General features: G+C 73.4%; 18 protein-coding genes. 8 read left to right on the top strand and 10 right to left on the bottom strand.

From position 1 onward, the window contains the following. Positions 1-109 precede the first annotated feature (109 nt). A complete protein-coding gene (locus QK440_RS02870) occupies positions 110-2218 on the top strand; it encodes a TetM/TetW/TetO/TetS family tetracycline resistance ribosomal protection protein (RefSeq protein WP_282791313.1) in 2109 nt (702 codons plus the stop codon). Positions 2219-2403: 185 nt separating this feature from the next. Here the strand turns inward: QK440_RS02870 and QK440_RS02865 are convergent, their stop codons facing one another. The 3 genes from QK440_RS02865 to QK440_RS02855 all read right to left on the bottom strand — a co-directional run bounded on the left by QK440_RS02865 (position 2404) and on the right by QK440_RS02855 (position 5671). Next, entirely contained in the window at positions 2404-3336 is a 933-nt protein-coding gene (locus QK440_RS02865; RefSeq protein WP_282791312.1) for a sigma-70 family RNA polymerase sigma factor, read from the bottom strand. A gap of 485 nt (positions 3337-3821) precedes the next feature. Beyond that, positions 3822-4442, bottom strand: a complete 621-nt coding sequence (locus tag QK440_RS02860; RefSeq protein WP_282791406.1) for an HAD-IA family hydrolase — start codon at positions 4440-4442, stop codon at positions 3822-3824. A 191-nt stretch (positions 4443-4633) separates the two neighbouring features. Beyond that, the gene (locus QK440_RS02855) at positions 4634-5671 is read right to left on the bottom strand and encodes an EamA family transporter (protein WP_282791311.1); all 1038 of its coding nucleotides are present in this window, start codon (positions 5669-5671) and stop codon (positions 4634-4636) included. A 25-nt stretch (positions 5672-5696) separates the two neighbouring features. On the opposite strand from QK440_RS02855, the gene QK440_RS02850 reads away from it, so the two are divergent. Further along, positions 5697-6296, top strand: coding sequence for a CGNR zinc finger domain-containing protein (locus QK440_RS02850; RefSeq protein WP_282791310.1), 600 nt, complete (start codon positions 5697-5699; stop codon positions 6294-6296). A gap of 105 nt (positions 6297-6401) precedes the next feature. Here the strand turns inward: QK440_RS02850 and QK440_RS02845 are convergent, their stop codons facing one another. The 5 genes from QK440_RS02845 to QK440_RS02825 form a co-directional block, all read right to left on the bottom strand. After that, complete coding sequence (locus tag QK440_RS02845; protein WP_282791309.1) at positions 6402-7352, bottom strand: hypothetical protein; 951 nt, start codon at positions 7350-7352, stop codon at positions 6402-6404. Positions 7353-7771: 419 nt separating this feature from the next. Next, on the bottom strand, positions 7772-8368 hold the full coding sequence (locus tag QK440_RS02840; protein WP_282791308.1) for a dihydrofolate reductase family protein: 597 nt from the start codon (positions 8366-8368) through the stop codon (positions 7772-7774). A 218-nt stretch (positions 8369-8586) separates the two neighbouring features. Beyond that, a complete protein-coding gene (locus QK440_RS02835; protein ID WP_282791307.1) occupies positions 8587-9195 on the bottom strand; it encodes a GNAT family N-acetyltransferase in 609 nt (202 codons plus the stop codon). A gap of 482 nt (positions 9196-9677) precedes the next feature. Beyond that, positions 9678-10754, bottom strand: a complete 1077-nt coding sequence (locus QK440_RS02830; protein WP_282791306.1) for a polyprenyl synthetase family protein — start codon at positions 10752-10754, stop codon at positions 9678-9680. Positions 10755-10880: 126 nt separating this feature from the next. Beyond that, a complete protein-coding gene (locus tag QK440_RS02825) occupies positions 10881-12287 on the bottom strand; it encodes a family 2B encapsulin nanocompartment shell protein (RefSeq protein WP_282791305.1) in 1407 nt (468 codons plus the stop codon). A 608-nt stretch (positions 12288-12895) separates the two neighbouring features. On the opposite strand from QK440_RS02825, the gene QK440_RS02820 reads away from it, so the two are divergent. The 3 genes from QK440_RS02820 to QK440_RS02810 all read left to right on the top strand — a co-directional run bounded on the left by QK440_RS02820 (position 12896) and on the right by QK440_RS02810 (position 15143). Beyond that, positions 12896-13129, top strand: a complete 234-nt coding sequence (locus QK440_RS02820; protein WP_282791304.1) for a hypothetical protein — start codon at positions 12896-12898, stop codon at positions 13127-13129. A gap of 226 nt (positions 13130-13355) precedes the next feature. Continuing rightward, on the top strand, positions 13356-13946 hold the full coding sequence (locus QK440_RS02815) for an N-acetylmuramoyl-L-alanine amidase (RefSeq protein WP_282791303.1): 591 nt from the start codon (positions 13356-13358) through the stop codon (positions 13944-13946). Between the two features lie 243 nt (positions 13947-14189). Further along, entirely contained in the window at positions 14190-15143 is a 954-nt protein-coding gene (locus QK440_RS02810) for a pyridoxal-phosphate dependent enzyme (protein ID WP_282791302.1), read from the top strand. Here QK440_RS02810 and QK440_RS02805 read toward each other — a convergent pair. Then, complete coding sequence (locus tag QK440_RS02805) at positions 15122-16720, bottom strand: Na+/H+ antiporter (RefSeq protein ID WP_282791301.1); 1599 nt, start codon at positions 16718-16720, stop codon at positions 15122-15124. The genes QK440_RS02810 and QK440_RS02805 overlap by 22 nt on opposite strands. Before the next feature lie 45 nt (positions 16721-16765). Here QK440_RS02805 and QK440_RS02800 point away from each other — a divergent pair, with 45 nt between their 5' ends. The 3 genes from QK440_RS02800 (at position 16766) to QK440_RS02790 (ending at position 18853) form a co-directional block, all read left to right on the top strand. Next, entirely contained in the window at positions 16766-17026 is a 261-nt protein-coding gene (locus tag QK440_RS02800) for a UBP-type zinc finger domain-containing protein (protein WP_282791300.1), read from the top strand. A 244-nt stretch (positions 17027-17270) separates the two neighbouring features. Continuing rightward, positions 17271-17684 carry an anti-sigma regulatory factor gene (locus QK440_RS02795; protein WP_190139359.1) on the top strand — a complete coding sequence of 138 codons (414 nt, stop codon included), beginning with the start codon at positions 17271-17273 and terminating at the stop codon, positions 17682-17684. Further along, a complete protein-coding gene (locus QK440_RS02790; RefSeq protein WP_282791299.1) occupies positions 17681-18853 on the top strand; it encodes a SigB/SigF/SigG family RNA polymerase sigma factor in 1173 nt (390 codons plus the stop codon). Before QK440_RS02795 ends, QK440_RS02790 begins: the two co-directional genes overlap by 4 nt. A gap of 29 nt (positions 18854-18882) precedes the next feature. On the opposite strand, the gene QK440_RS02785 is transcribed toward QK440_RS02790, so the two are convergent. Beyond that, on the bottom strand, positions 18883-19335 hold the full coding sequence (locus tag QK440_RS02785; RefSeq protein ID WP_282791298.1) for a hypothetical protein: 453 nt from the start codon (positions 19333-19335) through the stop codon (positions 18883-18885). Positions 19336-19477: the final 142 nt, after the last annotated feature.

The following is a 19477-nucleotide window of genomic DNA, read 5'->3' as shown; positions in this document are numbered from 1 at the left end:
CGCCGCCCCACAGACCCACAGCCCCGCAGCCCCAGGAGATCCCAGATGCGCCAGACGTCCGTGTCCCACCAGGAAGGAATCGCCCCCCGACACGAGGACATGACGCCTAGTGCCATCGCACTCTCCCGCACGCATCCTGAACCTGGGCATCCTGGCGCACGTAGACGCCGGTAAGACCAGCCTGACCGAGCGGCTCCTGCACGCCGCCGGTGTCGTCGACGAGCTCGGCAGCGTCGACGACGGCAGTACGCGCACCGACTCCCTGGCCCTGGAGCGGCGGCGCGGCATCACCATCAAGTCCGCCGTCGTGTCGTTCCCGCTCGACGACGTCACGGTCAACCTCATCGACACCCCCGGCCACCCGGACTTCATCGCCGAGGTGGAGCGCGTCCTGAGCGTGCTCGACGGCGCGGTGCTCGTCGTCTCGGCCGTCGAGGGCGTCCAGCCGCAGACCCGTCTCCTGCTGCGGACGCTGCGGCGGCTCGCCATCCCCACGCTGGTGTTCGTCAACAAGGTCGACCGCCGCGGCGCGGACGGCGACCGCGTACTCGCCGAGATCGGCCGGAAACTGACCCCGGCCGTGGTCGCGATGGGCACCGTCCGCTCCCCCGGCACCCGGGGCGCGCGGGCCGTTCCGTACGCCCCCGACGACGCCGGCTTCCGTGCCCGTCTGGCCGAGTGCCTCGCCGAGCGGGACGACGCACTGCTCGCCGCGTACGTCGACGACGACCTCGCCGCGCTCACCCCCGCGCGGCTGCGCGCGGCCCTGGCGGAGCAGACGCGGCGGGCCGAGGTGCACCCGGTGTTCTTCGGCTCGGCCATCACCGGCACCGGGATCACCGCGCTGACGGACGCCGTCAAGGAGCTGCTGCCCGCCGCGTCCGGTACGCCGGACGGCCCGCTGGCGGGCGCCGTCTTCAAGGTCGAGCGCGGCCCCGCCGGTGAGAAGGTGGCGTACGCGCGCCTGTACTCCGGGGCGGTGCGGGTGCGCGACCGGGTGCCACTCGCCGGCCCCGCTGCCGACGGAGCGGTCGCCGACAGCGGGATCGTCGACAGTGCGGTCGCCGACAGCCCAGTCGCCGGTCGGGCCACCGACGGCAAGGTCACCGCCGTCAGCGTCTTCGAGCGGGGTGCGGCCGTGCCCCGCGAGACCGCCGCCGCCGGACAGATCGCCCAACTGTGGGGCCTCGGCGACGTACGGATCGGAGACGTGCTCGGCGACGTACGCGCCGTGCCCGAACGGCACGCGCCCCGGCGGCACTTCGCGCCGCCCACTCTGGAGACGGTCGTCGTGCCGCGCCGCGCGGCCGACAAGGGCGCACTGCACGCCGCGCTCACCCAGCTCGCCGAGCAGGACCCGCTGATCGGTCTGCGCCGGGACCCACTGCGCCAGGAGATCTCCGTGTCGCTGTACGGCGAGGTGCAGAAGGAGGTCGTCGAGGCCACGCTGGCGGAGGAGTACGGCATCGGCGTCGAGTTCCGCGGGACGACCACGCTGTGCGTGGAGCGGGTCGTCGGGACCGGCGCGCAGGCCGAGATCATCGACACCGGCCCCAACCCGTTCCTCGCCACGGTGGGGCTGCGCGTGGAACCGGCGCCGCCGGGTGCGGGCGTAGCGTTCCGGCTCGGCGTCGAGCTGGGGTCGATGCCGTACGCGTTCTTCAAGGCGGTCGAGGAGACCGTCCGGGAGACGCTGCGGCAGGGCCTGTACGGCTGGGAGGTCCCGGACTGCGTCGTCACCATGACGCACTCCGGGTACTGGCCCCGGCAGAGCCACGCGCACGCGGTGTTCGACAAGAGCATGTCGAGCACGGCCGGCGACTTCCGCCAGTTGACGCCGCTGGTCCTCATGGACGCGCTGCGGGCGGCGGGCACGCGCGTGTGCGAGCCGCTGCACCGGTTCCGCCTCACCGTGCCCGCCGACGTGTTCGGCACCCTGCTGCCGGTGCTCGGGCGCCTGCGCGCCGTGCCGCGGGCGCCAGTCGTGCGCGGCTCGTCGTACGTGCTCGACGGCGTGATCCCCGCCGCGCACGTGCACGAGCTGGAGCGGCTGCTGCCCGGGCTCACGCGCGGCGAGGGCGAGTGGGAGTCCGCCTTCGAGCGCTACGAGCCCGTACGCGGGGCACCGCCGACGCGCCCGCGCACGGACCACAACCCGCTGGACAGGAAGGAGTACGTGCAGCGGGTCACGCGGCGGACCGGCACCGGGCCCGGCTGACCGGGTGCACCGGTCCGCTGGGGCGCCCGGGCGCGTCAGCCAGGGGCGCGGGCGGTACGGCCGGTCGGCGCGGCCTGCCCGGTCAACCGGGGCCGTCGACCGGCCTGGCCGACCGGTGGCGCCGCCCGGCCCGTGGCGCCGCCCAGCCCGTGACGCCGCCCAGCCGGTGGCGCCGCCCGGCCCGGTCAGCCGGTCGGCTCGCCGCCGCCGATGACGGCCGCGATCGTCGAGGCGTCCACGAGCGCGGCGAGCCGGTCCCGGTCCGCCAGGATGTTGACCTCGACGATCCGGCCGTCGCGCACGGTGAACTCGCCGACGGAGAACGGCTTCCCGTCGAGGATCGAGAGCTGGCCCACGCGGCCGTTGACCAGCACCAGGTGCGTCGACAGCGCGACCGTGGCGAAGGAACGCGCCCCCGCGACGACGGCCTGGGAACCCCGCACGATCCTGGACAGGCCGGTGACGTCGCCGCCGTCCGCCCGCAGCACCACGTCCGGGTCGAGGAGTTCGAGCAGCGCGTCGAAGTCGCCGCCGCGCGCCGCCGCGAGGAACGCCTCGACGACCTCGCGCTGCTTGGCGCGGTCCGGATCGGGCGCGGGCGCCGCCTCCCGCACCCGGCGGCGGGCGCGGCTCGCGAGCTGCCGGGTCGCGGCCGGGGACCGCTCCACGATGGGCGCGATGTCCTCGAACGGCACGGCGAACATGTCGTGCAGGACGAACGCGAGCCGTTCGGCGGGGCCCAGCGTGTCGAGCACCACCAGCATCGCGAGCCCCACCGAGTCGGCGCGCAGCGCCTCCTCCTCCGGGTCCGCCGCCTCCCCGCGGCCCGGCAGGGGGCTGATCCGCGGGTCGGGTACGTACGTCTCGGGTACGTCGAGGGAGAGCTCGCCGCGCTGCCGGCGCGAGCGCAGCAGGTCCAGGCAGACGCGGCCGATGACGGTCGTCAGCCAGCCGCCCAGGTTCCGCACGCCGTCGCTGTCGGAGCGGCTGAGCTTGAGCCAGGTCTCCTGAACGGCGTCCTCGGCCTCGCTCAGGGACCCGAGCATGCGGTAGGCGACCGCCCTCAGGTGCGGCCGGTGCTCCTCGAAGCGCTCCGCGAGAAGCTGCCTTCCGTCCATGTGTCACATTCCTTCGTCGCGATCCGTCACAGCAGTGACGCGCCGGGGACGACGGCGCGCCGACCGCCTCGCGGCGGTGTCGAACAGAAGATCACGGAGCGGTACGCCCACGGTATCGGTCCCTGCGCGACAGGGGCATGGAGGGCGGGCGCGAGGGCGACGCGGAGGACGGACGGACACATGATCGAGTGGATGCGGAACCCTTCCGGGTCTCCGGGCACACCTCCCGTTTCCCTCCCCCCGGTCGGGGCGGGCAGCGGGGACGGCGGCCCGGAGGGGATCGTGGGACCGGGAGGGCCGGCCTGGTGACGGCCGGACGGGGCCGGAAGGGGGACACGGGGTGGGGGCGGGGCCGACCCTCTGCGCACGGTGGCGGAGGCGGCCCTGCCCGGAAGGACGGTCGCGACAGCGCCTGGTGAGGGCGAGGGCCGGGCGGCCCGGGCCCGCGCCGACGGGCGTAGGAGCCGGACGCACCTCCCCGAGCTTCACGCGAGGAGCGGCGCCAAGGCCTCGCGCAGGTCGTCCGGCCGCCGGTACAGCACGCCGGTCATGCCGAGGGCGACCGCCGCGTCCACGTTCTCCTGGCGGTCGTCCACGAACAGGCAGCGGCTGACGGCCGCGCCCACGCGCTCGGCGGCCAGCTCGTAGATACGGCGGTCGGGCTTGGCCAGGCCGAACGCGGCGCTGCCGACCACGTCGTCCACGAGGCCGGTGAGGCCGAGCCGCGCCAGGTCGTCGTCCAGCCAGGGCGTGGCGTTGGTGACGATCGACACCGGTACGCGGGCCCGGGCACGGCCCAGCAGCTCGACGACCTCCTGGTCCGCCCAGAACCCCGACTCGGCCAGCGCGAACCCGAGTGCACGGCCGCGCGCCGGGTCGAGCCGCCGGTGTTCGGCGAGCCCGGAGGCGATCGCCGCCACCCACTCCTCCTTGCCGATCCGGCCGAGCATCAGCGGCAGGTCGGTCTCCGGCGCGAAGGCGATCTCGGCGGTGGCTCCCTCGGGCAGCCCGGCCGCGCGCTCCAGTGCGGCGAGCCGGGACATGTCGTAGAAGCGGATGACGCCGTCGAGGTCGGTGAGGACGGCGTCGAAGGGACGCGGAGGCACGGCCGGGGCGTGCCCGGCGCCGCGCGCGGGGCGCAGGGGCGCGTCCGTCACCGGAGGCGGGTCCGGGGTGAGGGGCGCCTCGGTCACCGGAGGCAGCTCCGCGGTCACGGGTGTGTCGGTCGCAGGGGGCAGCCCCGGGTTCAAGGGCGTGTCGGTCACCGGAGGCGGCCCCGGGCTCAAGGGCGTGTCGGTCACCGGGCGGAACCTCGGGTTCGGGTCATGGCCCCATCATGCACACGGCCCCCCCGGGGACCGGCAGGGCCCTGCTCCGCCGGGCCGTCGGCCGGACAGTCCGCCGGGCCGTCGGCCGGGCCGTCGGCCGGGCGGTCGGCCGGGCGGTCGGCCGGGCAGTCCGCCGGGCAGTCGGCCGGACCCGGCGCGGGGCCGCCGCTCCCCGACCACACCGCCCACGCGCACGCCGCCACCACGAGCCCCACCGCCCCGCACTGCGGCCCGCTCAACCGCTCCCCCAGTGCCGCGAAGCCGACCGCCGCGCCCACCGCGGGCCCGAGCGCCAGCAGGACCCCGAAGGCCCGGACGCCCACGCGGCGGAGGGCGAGCAGGTCCAGGCAGTACGGGATCAGGGAGGAGAGGAGCGCGACGAGGAGGCCGGTACCGAGGACGGCCGGGTGCCGGGCGACGGCCGCGCCGTCGGTCACCGCCCCGACCGGGACGAGCAGTAGCGCCCCGACGGCGAGCGCCACGGTGAGCCCGGACCAGTCCGGGAAGAGCCGCCCCACACGGCGGTTGAGCACCACGTACGCGGCCCGGCAGACCGCGGCGAGCGCGCCGGACACCAGGCCAGCGACCGGCAGCGCCCCACCCGGCGCGGCAAGCAGCAGCACCCCGGCGAGGGCGAGCAGCCCGGCGCAGAGCTGCGCGAGGCTGCGGGACAGCGCCAGGGCGAGCATGAGCGGCCCGAGGAGTTCCAGGGTGGCGGCGACCCCCAGCGGCAGATGGCCGATGGCCTGGAAGTACGCCGTGTTCATGGCGGCGAACACCACGCCGAGCCCGACGGCGGCCCGCCACCGCGCGGCCGTCAGCAGCGCGAGCCTAGGCCGCACCACGCACCACAGCACGAGCGCCGCGAAGCCGAGGCGCATCCCGGCGAGAGCGGTCGGGCTGACGTCTCCGTACGCGCCCTTGGCGACCGCGGCACCTGCCTGGAGGCTGACCACCTGCGCGAACACCATGACGAGGGCGCCGCGCGCGGCGCGTGTGTTCCCCATGGGCCCAGCGTGATGTCATGCCCTTATGCAGTTCAACCATTACGGGGGCGAGGCGGCTCTGCTCGCGGCGGACCTGGTGAACGCGTACGCACGGAAGCCGGACACGAAGCGGGAACCAGACGCGAAGCCCGAGCCGAACGCCCCGGAACCGCAGGTGGACCTGGAACAACAGACAGGCACCACCGACCTGTCGGCCCTGCTCGTCGCCCGCGGAGTCGTGGACCACACCCTCACCGCGGCCCAGCAGCGGGACATCCGCGCCTGGGCCCACCGCCTCGCCCCCTGCTTCGGCCCGCAGGACCTCGCGAAGCGCTGCGCCCGCCTCAACGCTCTGCTCGACGAGGCCTCCAGCCGCCCCCGTATCGCCCTGCACGACGGCACCCCGCACTTCCACTACAGCGCGCCCGGCTCGGACCCGGCCGCCCACGTGCGGGCCCTGACGGCGGCCGGCCTCGCCTCCATCGTGTGCCACGCCGACGCGCGCCGGCTGGGCCGCTGCGCCCGTACGCTCTGCGGTCACGTCTTCGTGGACACCTCACGCGCGGGTCGTCGGACGTACTGCTCGGTGCGCTGCGCCAACAACGACGCGGTGGCCCGGCACCGGGCCACCCGCCGACCCGACTGAGACGCCCGCCCCGCCCGCCACCGACGGTCCGAACCGGCCCCCAACCCGCCGCCGACGTTCCGGGACGGCCCCCGGCCCACCGCCGATGCTCCGGGACGGCCTCCGCTACTCGCCGAGGGCCCGGCGCACCGCCGCCCGCACCCGGTCCAGGTCCGCGCGCACGGCGTCGTACGACGCCTGGTGCCGGGATATGTCGCGCCGCTGCTTCTCGGCGGTCACGAGCCACCACACGCCTGCCGTGTTGTGCTCGCGCTTGCACTCGATGTCGGCCACGGCGGTGTCCCGCTCGCGGCGCGTACGCGTGGTCCGGCCGTCGCCGCCGCGCCCCCAGGCCTTGTCGCGGAAGGCCGCCTCCGGGCTCGCGTACCGCTTGAAGCCCTTGTCGGCGACGCAGTCCGCCCACGTGTCCAGTGCGCGGCGCATCCGCGCGTCCTTGGCGACGGCCTTGTCGAGGGCGGCGCGGCGCTCCATGACGTACTCGATCAGGCGCTGTTCGTCCTTGGCACCGGCGCGCAGCCGACGGGCGCTGCTCGCATAGCAGCCGCCTTTCGGCACGGTGCGGCCCTTGACCTTGCGATCGCCTTCCGCGAGCGCCTCGCCGTGCAGCACTTGCTCCTCGTCCTGCGTGATCAGGCGCCCCTTGGAGTGCTTCCCGAACGCCGCCTCCATCTCCTTGGCATCCACCCCGTACCCCAGATGCCGGGCCCGGTCGAGGTCGAGCACCCCGTAGAGGCTCGTGAAGAACGCCGCCGTGGTGACGGTCTCGGCCAAGGTCTCCTGGTGCTCACGCCAGTGCGACGGGAAGTCGCGGAAGCCGTAGGAGCGCATGCACCGCTGCGTGAGGCGCCGCGTGGCCGTCTCCTCGCGGTCGTGGTCGCGCGCGCTGAACTCGTACGCGTCCAACGGCAGTTCCGGTAGGTCGCGCTCGACTCTCACCTCGGGCTCGCCCGGTGAGCGCGCGCGATCCCGGGCCGGCCCGTCCGCGGTCCCGCACCCGGCCGCCACCATGACGGCCAGCAGTGCGGCGGCCCACCGCGTCCCCCACGTCGCCTTCATGCCGGGGACGTTACCGGCACCCACTGACAATCGGCGGCGGAGGCCGGTGCTCGCCCGCGGTCAGGCTCCGGGGTCCGGCTGGACGTCCGTCACGGACTTCGTGTCGGCCGCGGCGGGTCCGGCCGTCGGGCGGCCCTTCTGCTGGTGGGCCCCGCGGCGCCTGCTCCTGCGGGCACGTCGGACCCTGACCTCCTCGGGTTCCTCGGTGGCGCGCGCGTCACAGGCGGGGTTGTGGCAGGGGGCGGGGCCCCACACGGGGACGTACGCTCCCAGCACCTTGCGTCGTTTGACGGCCGTAGCGACCGGACGTCCGCAGCTCGGGCATATGTGTCCGTCCTGCGAACGGGAAGCGAACCGGCCTTCTTCACTGCCCATACACCCAGGGTATGGCGATATGCCGGGACCGCACAGCCTGGCGGTCACCCGTTTGCGGACCGCCGCACGTAGTGGCGTACGACGAGCCCGTTGCCGAAGACCCGCGACGACGTCAGCGCGAAGTCGCTGACGTCCGGCTCCACGCCCGCGAACATCGGCATGCCGGAGCCGAGCAGCACCGGATAGGTCTTGATCACGAGTTCGTCGACCTCGTCGCGTAGCTGGCCCGCCACCTGCGCGCCCCCGCACAACCAGATGTCCAGCGGGCTGTCCTCCGCCTTGAGCTCGCGCACCTTGCCGACGAGATCGTCCGCGATGAGCTGGACGTTCGGGTCGGGCGCGGTGCCGAGGCTGCGCGTGGCGACGTACTCCCGCAGGTGGGCGTACGGGCTCGCGATCCCCTCGTCCAGGCCGAGCCGGTAGCTGTTCATGCCCTGGATGACGGTGTCGAACTTCCGGTTCGGCAGGTCGTCGAAGCCGAGAGCGCGGCGTCCGGCCGCGGAGACCGTCTCCGGGTACTCCGTCTTGAGGAACTCCAGGAACTCGTCGTCCACGAACCGCATGTAGGAGGTGGCGTCACCGCTCGGGTCCCCGATGAACCCGTCGATCGAGACGGCGACGAAGTAGGTGAGCTTGCGCAAATGTGTCCCCTTTTTCACTGCTGTCCACGGTTTTTCTCATTGCTGTCCGCGGTCTCACTGCTGTGGGCAAGCATCCGGGCACATCCGCGCCGCAGGCACACCGGCACACCGGATGAAGTACTTCACTTATAGTGCTTCACCCGCAGTGGTTTCAAGGGGTTACGGCGCCCCGTTCGCCTCGCTCTCTTGTTTCCGCAGGCCAGAAGGGTTTACCAGGCTCAAGAACGTTGCGGCTCGCGCCACATGGGCCACATCGTCGGCCCGTCCGGCAGGTCCAGGGCTTGGCCCAGGTCGGCGAAGCCGAGGCGCAGATACAGCTCACGGCTGCGTGGACTGCTCGCCTCCAGATAGGCGTGCAGCCCCTCGCGGTCGCACCGGTCGAGGACGGAGGTGATGAGCGCCGTACCGATCCCCTGCCCCTGCCGCTCGGGCCGTACGGCGATCATGTGCAGATACTGGTGCGGCCGGTCCGTCGGGTGGATGCCGGACGTCAACTGGGCGATGACTTCCACCCGTTCGTTGTCCGGGTCGACGGCCTCACGCAGTTGGGCGGGTCCGTCCGCCGCGGAACCGGCGTCCTCGCGCCCCGCACCCGCGGGCACTGACCACCACAGCGCCACCGCCGAACCGTCCTCGGCGATGTCCACGTACCCCTCCGCGAAGGCGAGATCGAGGAACGCGCTCATCAGCGCACCGTGCCGGTGCCGGCGCCGGTCCTCGTCCGGGAAGACCCAACTGCTCACCGGGTCCTGCCGGAACGCCTCGTCCATCAGGCGAACGATGTCCGCCCTGTCCCCCTCGGTCGCTCTCCGCACCACCACACCCATGTCCCCGCCCCTTCTCCGTGAACCCTGAAGTCCTCCCCCGTCACTGCCGTTTGCAGCCTAGGTGATCGTTTCGCGCGGGGCGACGGTGTAGTGGGCGTGCGTATACGGAGTGGCGAGTGTGACGCGTGTGCGTATGCGGAGTGACAGTGTGATCCGTGTGTGTGCAGGCGCCGGTCGCGTGCCGTACCTACGCACACGGCGGCAGCGGCATCCCGCACACCGAGGCGGGCGGCCTCCGGTTACGCACGCGAGGCGGCGGGCCACCCGGCACGCGCGGCGGCGCCCGGGCACCCCCTGCCGTGGTGGCGCCCGTACAGCGACGGCACGCACGCGGACGGATGTGGCCTGCCGTCGCCGCCTCCGTAACCGGACGGCCCGCCGTGGCCGTGCGGCGTGACCGGACCCGCCCCTCCGCGCACGGCCACCCCTCGGTCGCGCCCCTGCACATCCGGCTCCCCCCTCGGGCCGGTTGTCAGCAGGTGTCAGCAGGACCGGCGCGTCACGAGCTCCGTGAGCGCCAGCAGCTCTCCCGCCCGCTCGGGGTCCGGCACCGCCCGGGCTAGCTCCCCCAGGGCCCGGGACATGCGGTCGGCCGCCTGTGTCTGTGCCCAGTCCCGCCCCCCGGCCCGCTCCACCGCGCGAGCCAGCCGCTCCGGGTCGCGCTCGCCGGGCTCGCGGTCGTACAGCCCGGCCAGCGCCGCTCCGTCCGGCGTGCCGGAGGCGAGCGCGGCGACCACCGGCAGCGACTTCCCGCGCGCCGCCAGGTCCCCCCGCGCGGCCCCACCGGCCCGTGCGGGATCCCCCCAGATCCCGATCACGTCGTCGATGAGGCGGAACGCGAGCCCGGCCTGCCGCCCGAACCCGTCGAGCGCGTCGGCCACCTCCGGTCCCGCACCCGCGTACACGGCGCCGATCGCGCACGCGCAGCCGAGGAACGCCCCGGCCCCGGTCTCCGCCACGGCGATCCACTCCGCCGGCGCGACCTCGGCGGAGCGGCGCCGCTCCAGGACGTGCTCCAGGTGCCGTGCGGCACAGAGCTCCACGACGCAGGCGGCCAGGCGGGCGGCGGCCGCCGGGGCCCCCGGGTGCGGATCCTCGGCAAGGAGCCGCTGCGCCACGGCCTGGAGGGCGTCCCCCGCGAGGATCGCGTCGGCCTCGCCGGGCAGCGCTTCAGCGGTGGGCCGTCGCCCGCGGACGGCGGTCCGGTCCAGGACGCCGTCGCGGAGCCGGGCGCGGCCGTGCGTCAGCTCCACGGCGGCGGCCGCCCGCACGGCGACGCCCGGGTCACCGCCGAGCGCCCGCACCGCGGCCAGCACGAGCGCGGGCCGGGCCGCCGCGCCCGCCCCGCCGGGGGCGGGTGTGCCGTCCACGTGCCCCCAGCCGAGGTGAGGGAGCGCGACGCGGCGTAACGCCTCGGGCAGCGACGCGACGGCCGTGCGCAGCTCCGGGCCGACGCGGCGGCGCGCCGACGCCAGCATCTCGGCCGCCTCGTGCTCCTCCGGGGGGTCGAGGCCCCCTGGCGCCCGTGGGCGTTCCGTCACGTCCGCGGTGTCCGTCATGGACTCACTCCGGCGTGGAGGCGGACGGCGGCCGGTCCTGGGCGCCCGGGCGCGTACGGCACAGGGACGTCCGGCGCCGCTGCAGGGGGCACGGGTGGCGCCGGGGCCACGGACACGGGCGGCGCCTCACCTCCAGCGGCCGATCTCGACGTTCTCGAGGACCCCCAGCGCGTCCGGGACCAGGACGGCGGCCGAGTAGTACGTCGACACCAGGTACGAGATGATCGCCTGCTCGCTGATGCCCATGAAGCGCACGGAGAGGCTCGGCTCGATCTCGTCCGGGATGCCCGCCTGGTGCAGCCCGATGACGCCCTGCTCCTCCTCGCCGGTACGCATGCAGATGATCGAGGTGGTGCGCGTCTCGCTCACCGGGATCTTGTTGCACGGGAAGATCGGCACGCCGCGCCAGGTGGGGATGCGGTGGCCGGACACGTCGACGGTCTCCGGGACGAGCCCGCGCTTGTTGCACTCGCGGCCGAACGCGGCGATCGCGCGCGGGTGGGCGAGGAACAGCTTCGAGCCGCGCCGGCGGCTGAGCAGCTCGTCCAGGTCGTCCGGGCTCGGCACGCCGTCGTGCGGCTGGAGCCGCTGGTCGTACTCGCAGTTGTGGAGCAGGCCGAACTCGCGGTTGTTGATGAGCTCGTGCTCCTGGCGCTCCTTCAACGCCTCGACCGTGAGCCGCAGTTGCTGCTCGGTCTGGTTCATCGGCTGGTTGTAGAGGTCCGCCACGCGCGTGTGGATGCGCAGTACGGTCTGGGCGACGCTCAGTTCGTACTCACGCGGCCTCGCCTCGTAGTCCACGTACGTCCCGGGGAGCACCGGTTCACCGCTGTGCCCCGCGGAGAGGTCGATGGCCGCCTCTCCGTAGTCGTTGGTGCGCTGGGACGGGATGGACCGCAGGCTCTGGAGGTGGGCGCGCAGGGACTCCGAGCGCTCCGCGACCTGCTCCAGGTCCTGGCGCGCCAGCGTGAGGACCGTGCACGCGGTCACCGCACGGACGCTGTACTCCCAGATGGTGTCCGGGTCGATCAGGGCCTGCTCGCCGAAGTACGCGCCGTCGGCGTGCGTGCCGAGGACGGTGTCGTCGCCGTAGGGGCCGGTGCCGATCTGCTCGGCGCGGCCGTGGGCGAGCAGGAACACCTCGTCCGCGGGGCTGCCGAAGGACACCAGCTCCGATCCCGCGTCGAACTCGCGCTGCTGGCACCGCCGCGCCAGCTCTTCCAGGACCTCCTGGTCCTCGAAGTCCCGCAGCACCGGCAGCTCGCCGAGCTCGGCGGGGATGACCTCGACGCGGTCCCCGGTCTTCACGAACGTGACGCGCCCGTCGCCGACCGAGTAGCTCGTCCTGCGGTTCACCCGGTACGTACCACCCTGCACCTGCACCCAGGGCAGCATCCGCAGCAGCCAGCGGGAGCTGATCTCCTGCATCTGCGGCACGGACTTGGTGGTGGTGGCCAGGTTCCGCGCGGCAGAGGTACCGAGGCTCTGCTGCGGCCTGCCTTCGTCCGTACGGATCTCTTCGCCTACCGACATGGACAACGCCCTCCCAGATCATCTGCCGAGCTGCGTTCGCCACCCTTCCAGCACGGTGCGTACGGGCGCCATTACACAAATGAGCGGGAATGGATCAGGACGTACGGGGCACGCTGCTGCTACCAGGCCCGTTCCTTCGTACGTTCGTCCAAAGTCGGCTCACGGCGCGTGAAGCTCCGGCACCAGGCCCCGACGGCCCCGACGTACGGGGCGCACCACTCGTTCGGCCCGCCTCCGGATGTGCCCGTGGCAGGTCCCTGATGCGCTCGGTGGACGAGCACCCCGCCGACGCCGGTGGGTGCCCTAGGGGTTCCCGCGTACGGGCGGGGACCGATGCAGCACTGAGCGAACCGGGAGTACCGGGAGGGCTGGGAGAAGTGGACAGTGCGTGGCCGCACGAGCCTGGCACCGCTTCGTGGCGCAAATGGGGCAAACAATTCCGGCCAACTCACAGGGTGCGCTATTGACATCGCCGCGCCCCGGAGTCCCGTCCGGCACGCCCGGGAGCCGCACCGGTGCGACCCCGGGAACCGCAAGATCCGCGCGCACGTTGGAGCACACGAACGCGGCGCGCGCACCATCCGCACCAACCGTCAGGAGAAGGCGACATGGCAGGTTTCCTCGACCGCGCACGAGAGCAAGTGCAGCAGGGTCTCAACCAGGGCAAGCAGAAGCTGGACGACGTCCAGGCGCAGCGCGCGGGCAACGACCTGCTGAAGCAGCTCGGCGCGGCGTACTACGCCGAGCGCCGCGGCAGCGGCACCCCCGACGCCACGCAGCAGGCGCTCTCCGCCCTGGAGGCCCACATCGCGACGCACGGCGACGGCTTCCTGCGGAGCTGACCGCGCGCCGGCCGCACGCCGCTTGAGCACCTTCGGGACCGCCTCTTCGGGACCGGCCACCCCTGTGGGACCTCCCTTCGGCCGCCTCTTCGGGGCTGACCGGAACAGCTCGCACAGGGGCCCGAACGGACGCCGGGCACATGGTTCACGCCCTTGTGTTTCCGGTATCAACCACCGTACGAGGCGGCCCGCGACCGGCGGCCGTCGCGCCCCGAAGGAGGCGGCCATGGCCCCACCCATGTCCGCGAACAGATTCCTGGACGTGTTACAGGACGAAGGCGTCACGATCGTCGAAGTCGGAAACTGGCGCACGCACAACCGCAACCACAAGGGGCCCTGGGGTCCCGTCCACGGCGTGATGATCCACCACACGGTGACGTCCGGCGCCGAGAAGACCGTGCGCATCTGCCGCGAGGGCTACCAAGGCCTGCCCGGCCCGCTGTGCCACGGTGTCATCACCAAGGACGGCCGCGTCCACCTGGTCGGCTACGGCCGCGCCAACCACGCGGGCCTCGGGGACGACGACGTGCTGCGCGCCGTCATCGCCGAGAAGGCCCTGCCGCCGGACAACGAGGCCAACACCGACGGCAACCGCCACTTCTACGGCTTCGAGTGCGAGAACCTCGGTGACGGCGAGGACCCCTGGACACCCGCCCAGCTGGACGCCATCACGAGGGTCTCCGCGGCGGTCTGCCGCCACCACGAGTGGACGGCCCGCTCGGTCATCGGCCACCTGGAGTGGCAGCCCGGGAAGATAGACCCCAAGGGCTTCACGATGAACGCCATGCGGGACCGCGTCCACGAGCGGCTGAAGTAGCCGCACGGCGGCCCACGAGCGGCCGCGTGACCGTCTCGCGGGGGCGTCGGCGCCTGGTGTGAGCGCCCGGCACGACCGCGAACGGCCGGTGTGACGGCTCGGCACGACGTCGGCGGCCGCCGTGGCCCTCGCGGGGACGCGAGCGGCCCAGAGGCCCACCCGGCACGGATCACAAGCGGCTGACGCCGTCCTCACCGCAGGACGCGAACCGCTGCAGCAACCCCCGAGGAGGACAATGGCGGGGTGTCCCGCACCCCGCCCGCCCTCGTCCCCCGGCTCCCCACGCCCCTCCAGCCGGTCGCGGACCCGCGCTTCTCGGCGCACGGCGTCCGCCTCCTCCTCAAGCGCGACGACCTCATCCACCCGGCCCTGCCGGGCAACAAGTACCGCAAGCTCGTCCTGAACCTGGAGCGGGCGCGGGCCGCGGGCCACGACACCCTGCTGACCTTCGGCGGTGCCTACTCCAACCACCTGCGGGCCACCGCAGCCGCCGGCCGCCTCCTGGGTTTCGCCACCGTCGGCATCGTGCGCGGTGACGAGCTCGCCGGGCGGCCCCTCAACCCGTCGCTCGCCCGGTGCGAGGCCGACGGCATGCGGCTGCACTTCGTCGACAGGTCGACCTACCGCCGCAAACACGACCCCGCCGTCCTGGCCGCCCTCCAGCGCGACACCGCCACCCAGGAGGCGTACGTCATCCCCGAAGGCGGCAGCAACGCCCTCGCCGTGCACGGCTGCGCGGCCCTGGGTGAGGAGCTGCGGGGGCGCACCGACGTCGCCGCCGTGGCCTGCGGCACCGGCGGCACCCTCGCGGGGCTGGCCGCGGGCCTCGCCCCGGGCCAGCGCGCACTCGGCATACCCGTACTCAAGGGCGGCTTCCTGGGCGAGGAGATACGCCGGCTCCAGGACACCGCCCTCGGCTCGCCCACCGCCAACTGGAGCCTGGACGAGCGCTTCCACTGCGGCGGCTACGCCCGCACCACCGACGCGCTCACCGCCTTCGCCGACGACTTCGAGGACCGGCACGGTGTCCCCGTGGAGCGGATCTACGTGGCGAAGCTGCTGCACGCGCTGACGGCCCTCTCCGAAGAGGGCGCCTTCGCCCCCGGGACCACCGTCACAGCCGTCGTCACCGGTATGCCGCCCGCCTCAGGGCCGGCTCACCCCTCGCACTCCTCTCACTCCTCGACTTCCCGGTAGGCCGCGGCCTCCTCCAGGTCCAGCTTCCGCAGCAGCGTCCGCAGGAGCTCGTCGTCGATGCGGCGCTCGTCCCGCAGCCGTACGAACACCTCGCGCTCCGCGGCGATGGCCTCGCGCGCGAGCCTGCGGTAGGTGTCGTCGGCGGACTCGCCGGTCACCGGGTTCGGCTGGCCGAGCCGCTCCCACACGGAGTTGCGGCGGCGCTCCAGAACCGTGCGCAGCCGGTCCTGGAGGGGCCCTGGCAGACAGTTGCGCTCGTCCGCCATCAGCTCGTCCAGGCGGGCCTCGGCGGCCTGCGAGGCGGCGTTCTGCGCCTGCGCCTCGGCGAGCGTCTGCTGCCGCGGGTCGGGACCGGGCAGCCGCAGCGCCCGGATGAGCCACGGCAGCGAAAGCCCCTGCACCACCAGGGTGCCGATGACCGTCGTGAAGGTCAGGAACAGCACCAGGTTGCGGGCCGGGAAGGGAGTCCCGTCGTCCAGGGCGAGCGGGATGGAGAAGGCGATCGCCAGCGACACGACGCCCCGCATGCCCGCCCAGCTCACGACGAGCGGCCGCCGCCAGTCCGTGTCCTTCTCGCGCTCCCTGATCCGCGCCGACAGCAGACGCGGCACGTACGTCGCCGGATAGGACCACACGAACCGCACCGCCACGACGAGGACGAAGACCGCCAGGGCGTACCAGACGGCCTGTCCCACGCTGTACTCGCCGAGGTCCTCCAGGACGATCGGGAGCTGGAGGCCGATCAGGGCGAACACCGCGGACTCCAGGAGGAAGCCGACGACCCGCCACACCGCGGCCTCCTGGAGCCGCGTCTCGAAGTCGACCTGCCAGGAGCGGTGCCCCAGGTAGAGGGCCACCACGACCACCGCGAGCACCCCGGAGGCGTGCACCTGCTCCGCGACGGCGTACGCCACGAAGGGGATCAGCAGCGACAGCGTGTTCTGCAGGAGCGCTTCCTTCAGACGGGTGCGCAGCCAGTGGATCGGCACCATCAGCAGCAGGCCGACCCCGATGCCGCCGAGCGCGGCCACCAGGAACTCGCCGATGCCGCCCGCCCAGCTCGCGCCCTCGCCGACGGCCGCGGCGAGCGCCACCTTGTAGGCGGTGATCGCGGTCGCGTCGTTCACCAGGGACTCGCCCTGGAGGATCGTGGTGAGGCGGGACGGCAGCCCCACACGGCGCGCCACGGCGGTGGCGGCGACGGCGTCCGGAGGCGCGATCACCGCGCCCAGGACGAGCGCCGCGGTCAACGGAAGATCGGGGATCAGCAGATACGCGAGCCAGCCGACGACCACCGTTGCGAACAGAACGTAACCGACCGACAGGAGCGCGACGGGCCGTACGTTGGCCCGCAGGTCCAGATACGAGCTCTCCAGGGCGGCCGTGTGGAGCAGCGGCGGCAGCACCAGGGGCAGCACGACATGGGGGTCGAGGTGGTAGTCCGGCACCCCGGGGACGTACGCGGCGATCAGTCCCGCGCCCACCAGCAGGAGGGGCGCGGGCACCGGGGTGCGCCGCGCGGCCCCGGCCACGGCGGCGCTCGCCGCGATCAGCGCCACCAAGGGCAGTACGTCCATGGCAAGGCCCTCCACCCACCGCTCGGCCGTCGTAACCTGGCCATCATGAACGAGTGTCCGCACGTCAGCGCGCTGCCCCGCCCCGAGCCCGCGCCGCTGAGCGAAACGTGCCCGGAGTGCCTCGCCGTCGGCAGCCACCCCGTACAGCTCCGGCTCTGCCTGGTGTGCGGACACGTCGGGTGCTGCGACTCGTCGCCGTTCCAGCACGCGACGGGACACTTCAAGAAGACCGGGCACTCGGTGATGCGCACCTTCGAGCCGGGGGAAAGCTGGCGTTGGTGCTTCGTCGACGGTTCGATCGTCTGAGGCCTGGGTACGTCAACCCGACGCTCGTTCTTTCCAATTGGGCCCGCGTAACCCCTAGCCACTGTCCGTACCCGTAGGCTTACTATGAGTGACAGCAACGGGGCGGGGTCCCTGGGACACGGAACTGAGCAGCGCGGTAGCGTCACCGCTGAAAGACGAGGTGCGTTACCCGAGTGACGCAGTCCGGGCTGCCCAGGAGCGGTTCCGGAGCCCCGAAAGTGCTTGTACCACCTTGGAGGTGAGGGTGTCCCAGATCGCAGGCGAGCCCGGAAATCAGGACTTCGTCGAGGTCCGCCTTCCGGCTGCGGGTGCCTACCTGTCGGTGCTGCGTACGGCCACGGCCGGCCTCGCGGCGCGCTTGGACTTCACCCTGGACGAGATCGAGGACCTCCGCATCGCGGTCGACGAGGCCTGCGCGATCCTGCTCCAGCAGGCCGTGCCCGGCTCCGTGCTCCGCTGCGTCTTCCGGCTCGTCGACGACTCGTTGGAGGTGACCGTCTCGGCGCCCACCACCGACGGGCGTGCCCCGGAGCGGGACACCTTCGCCTGGACTGTGCTGTCGGCCCTCGCGGGCATGGTCGACTCCTCGGTCGGAGACGACAAAACCGTTTCGATCAGCCTCTACAAGAAGCGCGGCGCGGGTCCCGGGCCGGCGTGAGGGACGGGGACGGGCCGGTGCGGGACGAAGAGCGCGGAGCACGCGGCAAACACAGCACACACGGTCTGCCCGCCCGAGGCAGGGGCGGTACGCGCCCGGCCACGGGCCGCGGCCCGGCGGAGCCGGGGCCTGTCCCCGGAGGCATCCCCGAGCAGGCCAGGCCGCACCCACAGGACCCGGAGCAGTCGGGTCCACCGGTGGCCGAGAGGGCACCGATCCCAGTTGAGGCAGAGCCGACCCCCGAGGACGGGCGCGACGAGCTGTCCGGCCCGGGCGGAGGGCGACAGGACCAAGCAGGCGCCGCACGCAGGGGGTCCCCCCGGGTGTCCAGCGCTGGGGGCAGGGCCCCTGAAGGGCGGCGGCTGGTGACGGGCGGGACGATGAGCGAGCACGAGCAGCACAGCCGGCACGATCCACAGGACCGCAGCGGCGCGCGAGCGATGTTCGTCGAGCTGCGCGCGCTGCAGGACGGCAGCCCGGAGTACGCGGAGCTGCGCAACCAGCTCGTCCGTATGCACCTGCCGCTCGTGGAGCACCTGGCCCGCCGCTTCCGCAACCGCGGCGAGCCGCTGGACGACCTCACCCAGGTGGCCACGATCGGGCTGATCAAGTCCGTGGACCGGTTCGACCCGGACCGGGGCGTGGAGTTCTCCACGTACGCCACTCCCACGGTCGTCGGCGAGATCAAGCGCCACTTCCGCGACAAGGGCTGGGCGGTACGGGTCCCGCGGCGCCTCCAGGAGCTGCGCCTGGCCCTGACGACGGCGACCGCCGAGCTGTCCCAGCTCAACGGCCGCTCCCCCACCGTGCACGAGCTCGCCGAGAAGCTGGCGATCTCCGAGGAGGAGGTCCTGGAGGGCCTGGAGTCGGCCAACGCGTACTCCACGCTGTCCCTGGACGTCCCGGACACTGACGACGAGTCCCCGGCCGTGGCCGACACCCTGGGCGCCGAGGACGAGGCCCTGGAGGGCGTCGAGTACCGCGAGTCCCTCAAGCCGCTCCTGGAGGACCTGCCGCCGCGCGAGAAGCGCATCCTGCTGCTGCGCTTCTTCGGCAACATGACCCAGTCGCAGATCGCCCAGGAGGTCGGCATCTCCCAGATGCACGTCTCCCGGCTGCTCGCGCGCACGCTGGCGCAGCTCCGGGAGAAGCTCCTCGTCGAGGAGTGACGGCCCCGCGCGTCCCGGCAGTCCGCCGGCTACTTGCCGTCTCCCTGGACGGCGCCGGGGGACCCGATGCCGAGCGCCTCGGTCGTCGCGGGGTGCACCAGGAGCACGAGGGTGGCCACGGCGACGGCCGCGAGGGCGATGCCGCCCGGGATCAGCGCACTGTCCGCCTGGAGGAGCTGCCAGGCCACCGGCAGCGCCATGATCTGCGTGATGATCGCGGGCCCGCGGGCCCACCGGCGCTGCCGCAGCAGTCCGCGGGCGGCCAGCAGCGGCAGCAGCGCGAGGACGATCAGCGTGACGCCGCCGGTCGTGGCCTGCCGCGGGTTGTCGGGGTCGCCCGCGAGGCCCATCACGAGCATGTACGCACCGCCGACGACGAGGGCGAGGCCCTCCAGCGCGGCGAGCGCCGCGGCGGCCGTCAGGCGCCCGGGACGCGGTCCCTTTTCCGGGGCTTCGGGGGTGGTCTTCGGCTCAGTGCTCACCCTTCGAGGGTAGCCGCGGGGTCGGGGGCGTCGGCACGACGGTGTCCGGGGGATGCTGCGGCGGGACGGGGCCGGTCCTGGGTGCCTCGTACGGGCGGGGCCGGTGTGGCTGCGGCTGCGGCTGCGGCTGCGGCTGCGGCTG

This window comes from Streptomyces sp. CC224B (assembly GCF_030010595.1).
Classification (GTDB): Bacteria; Actinomycetota; Actinomycetes; order Streptomycetales; family Streptomycetaceae; genus Streptomyces; species Streptomyces longispororuber.
This window is presented reverse-complemented; position numbering and strand designations above follow the sequence as displayed.

Coding starts and splice junctions, on each gene's coding strand:
- QK440_RS02825 (WP_282791305.1), bottom strand. CDS start 12,287: ATGTCGGTAGGCGAAGAGATCCGTACGGACGAAGGCAGGCCGCAGCAG.
- QK440_RS02845 (WP_282791309.1), bottom strand. CDS start 7,352: ATGAAGGCGACGTGGGGGACGCGGTGGGCCGCCGCACTGCTGGCCGTC.
- QK440_RS02855 (WP_282791311.1), bottom strand. CDS start 5,671: ATGGGGAACACACGCGCCGCGCGCGGCGCCCTCGTCATGGTGTTCGCG.
- QK440_RS02830 (WP_282791306.1), bottom strand. CDS start 10,754: ATGACGGACACCGCGGACGTGACGGAACGCCCACGGGCGCCAGGGGGC.
- QK440_RS02800 (WP_282791300.1), top strand. CDS start 16,766: ATGAACGAGTGTCCGCACGTCAGCGCGCTGCCCCGCCCCGAGCCCGCG.
- QK440_RS02815 (WP_282791303.1), top strand. CDS start 13,356: ATGGCCCCACCCATGTCCGCGAACAGATTCCTGGACGTGTTACAGGAC.
- QK440_RS02835 (WP_282791307.1), bottom strand. CDS start 9,195: ATGGGTGTGGTGGTGCGGAGAGCGACCGAGGGGGACAGGGCGGACATC.
- QK440_RS02805 (WP_282791301.1), bottom strand. CDS start 16,720: ATGGACGTACTGCCCTTGGTGGCGCTGATCGCGGCGAGCGCCGCCGTG.
- QK440_RS02850 (WP_282791310.1), top strand. CDS start 5,697: ATGCAGTTCAACCATTACGGGGGCGAGGCGGCTCTGCTCGCGGCGGAC.
- QK440_RS02865 (WP_282791312.1), bottom strand. CDS start 3,336: ATGGACGGAAGGCAGCTTCTCGCGGAGCGCTTCGAGGAGCACCGGCCG.
- QK440_RS02820 (WP_282791304.1), top strand. CDS start 12,896: ATGGCAGGTTTCCTCGACCGCGCACGAGAGCAAGTGCAGCAGGGTCTC.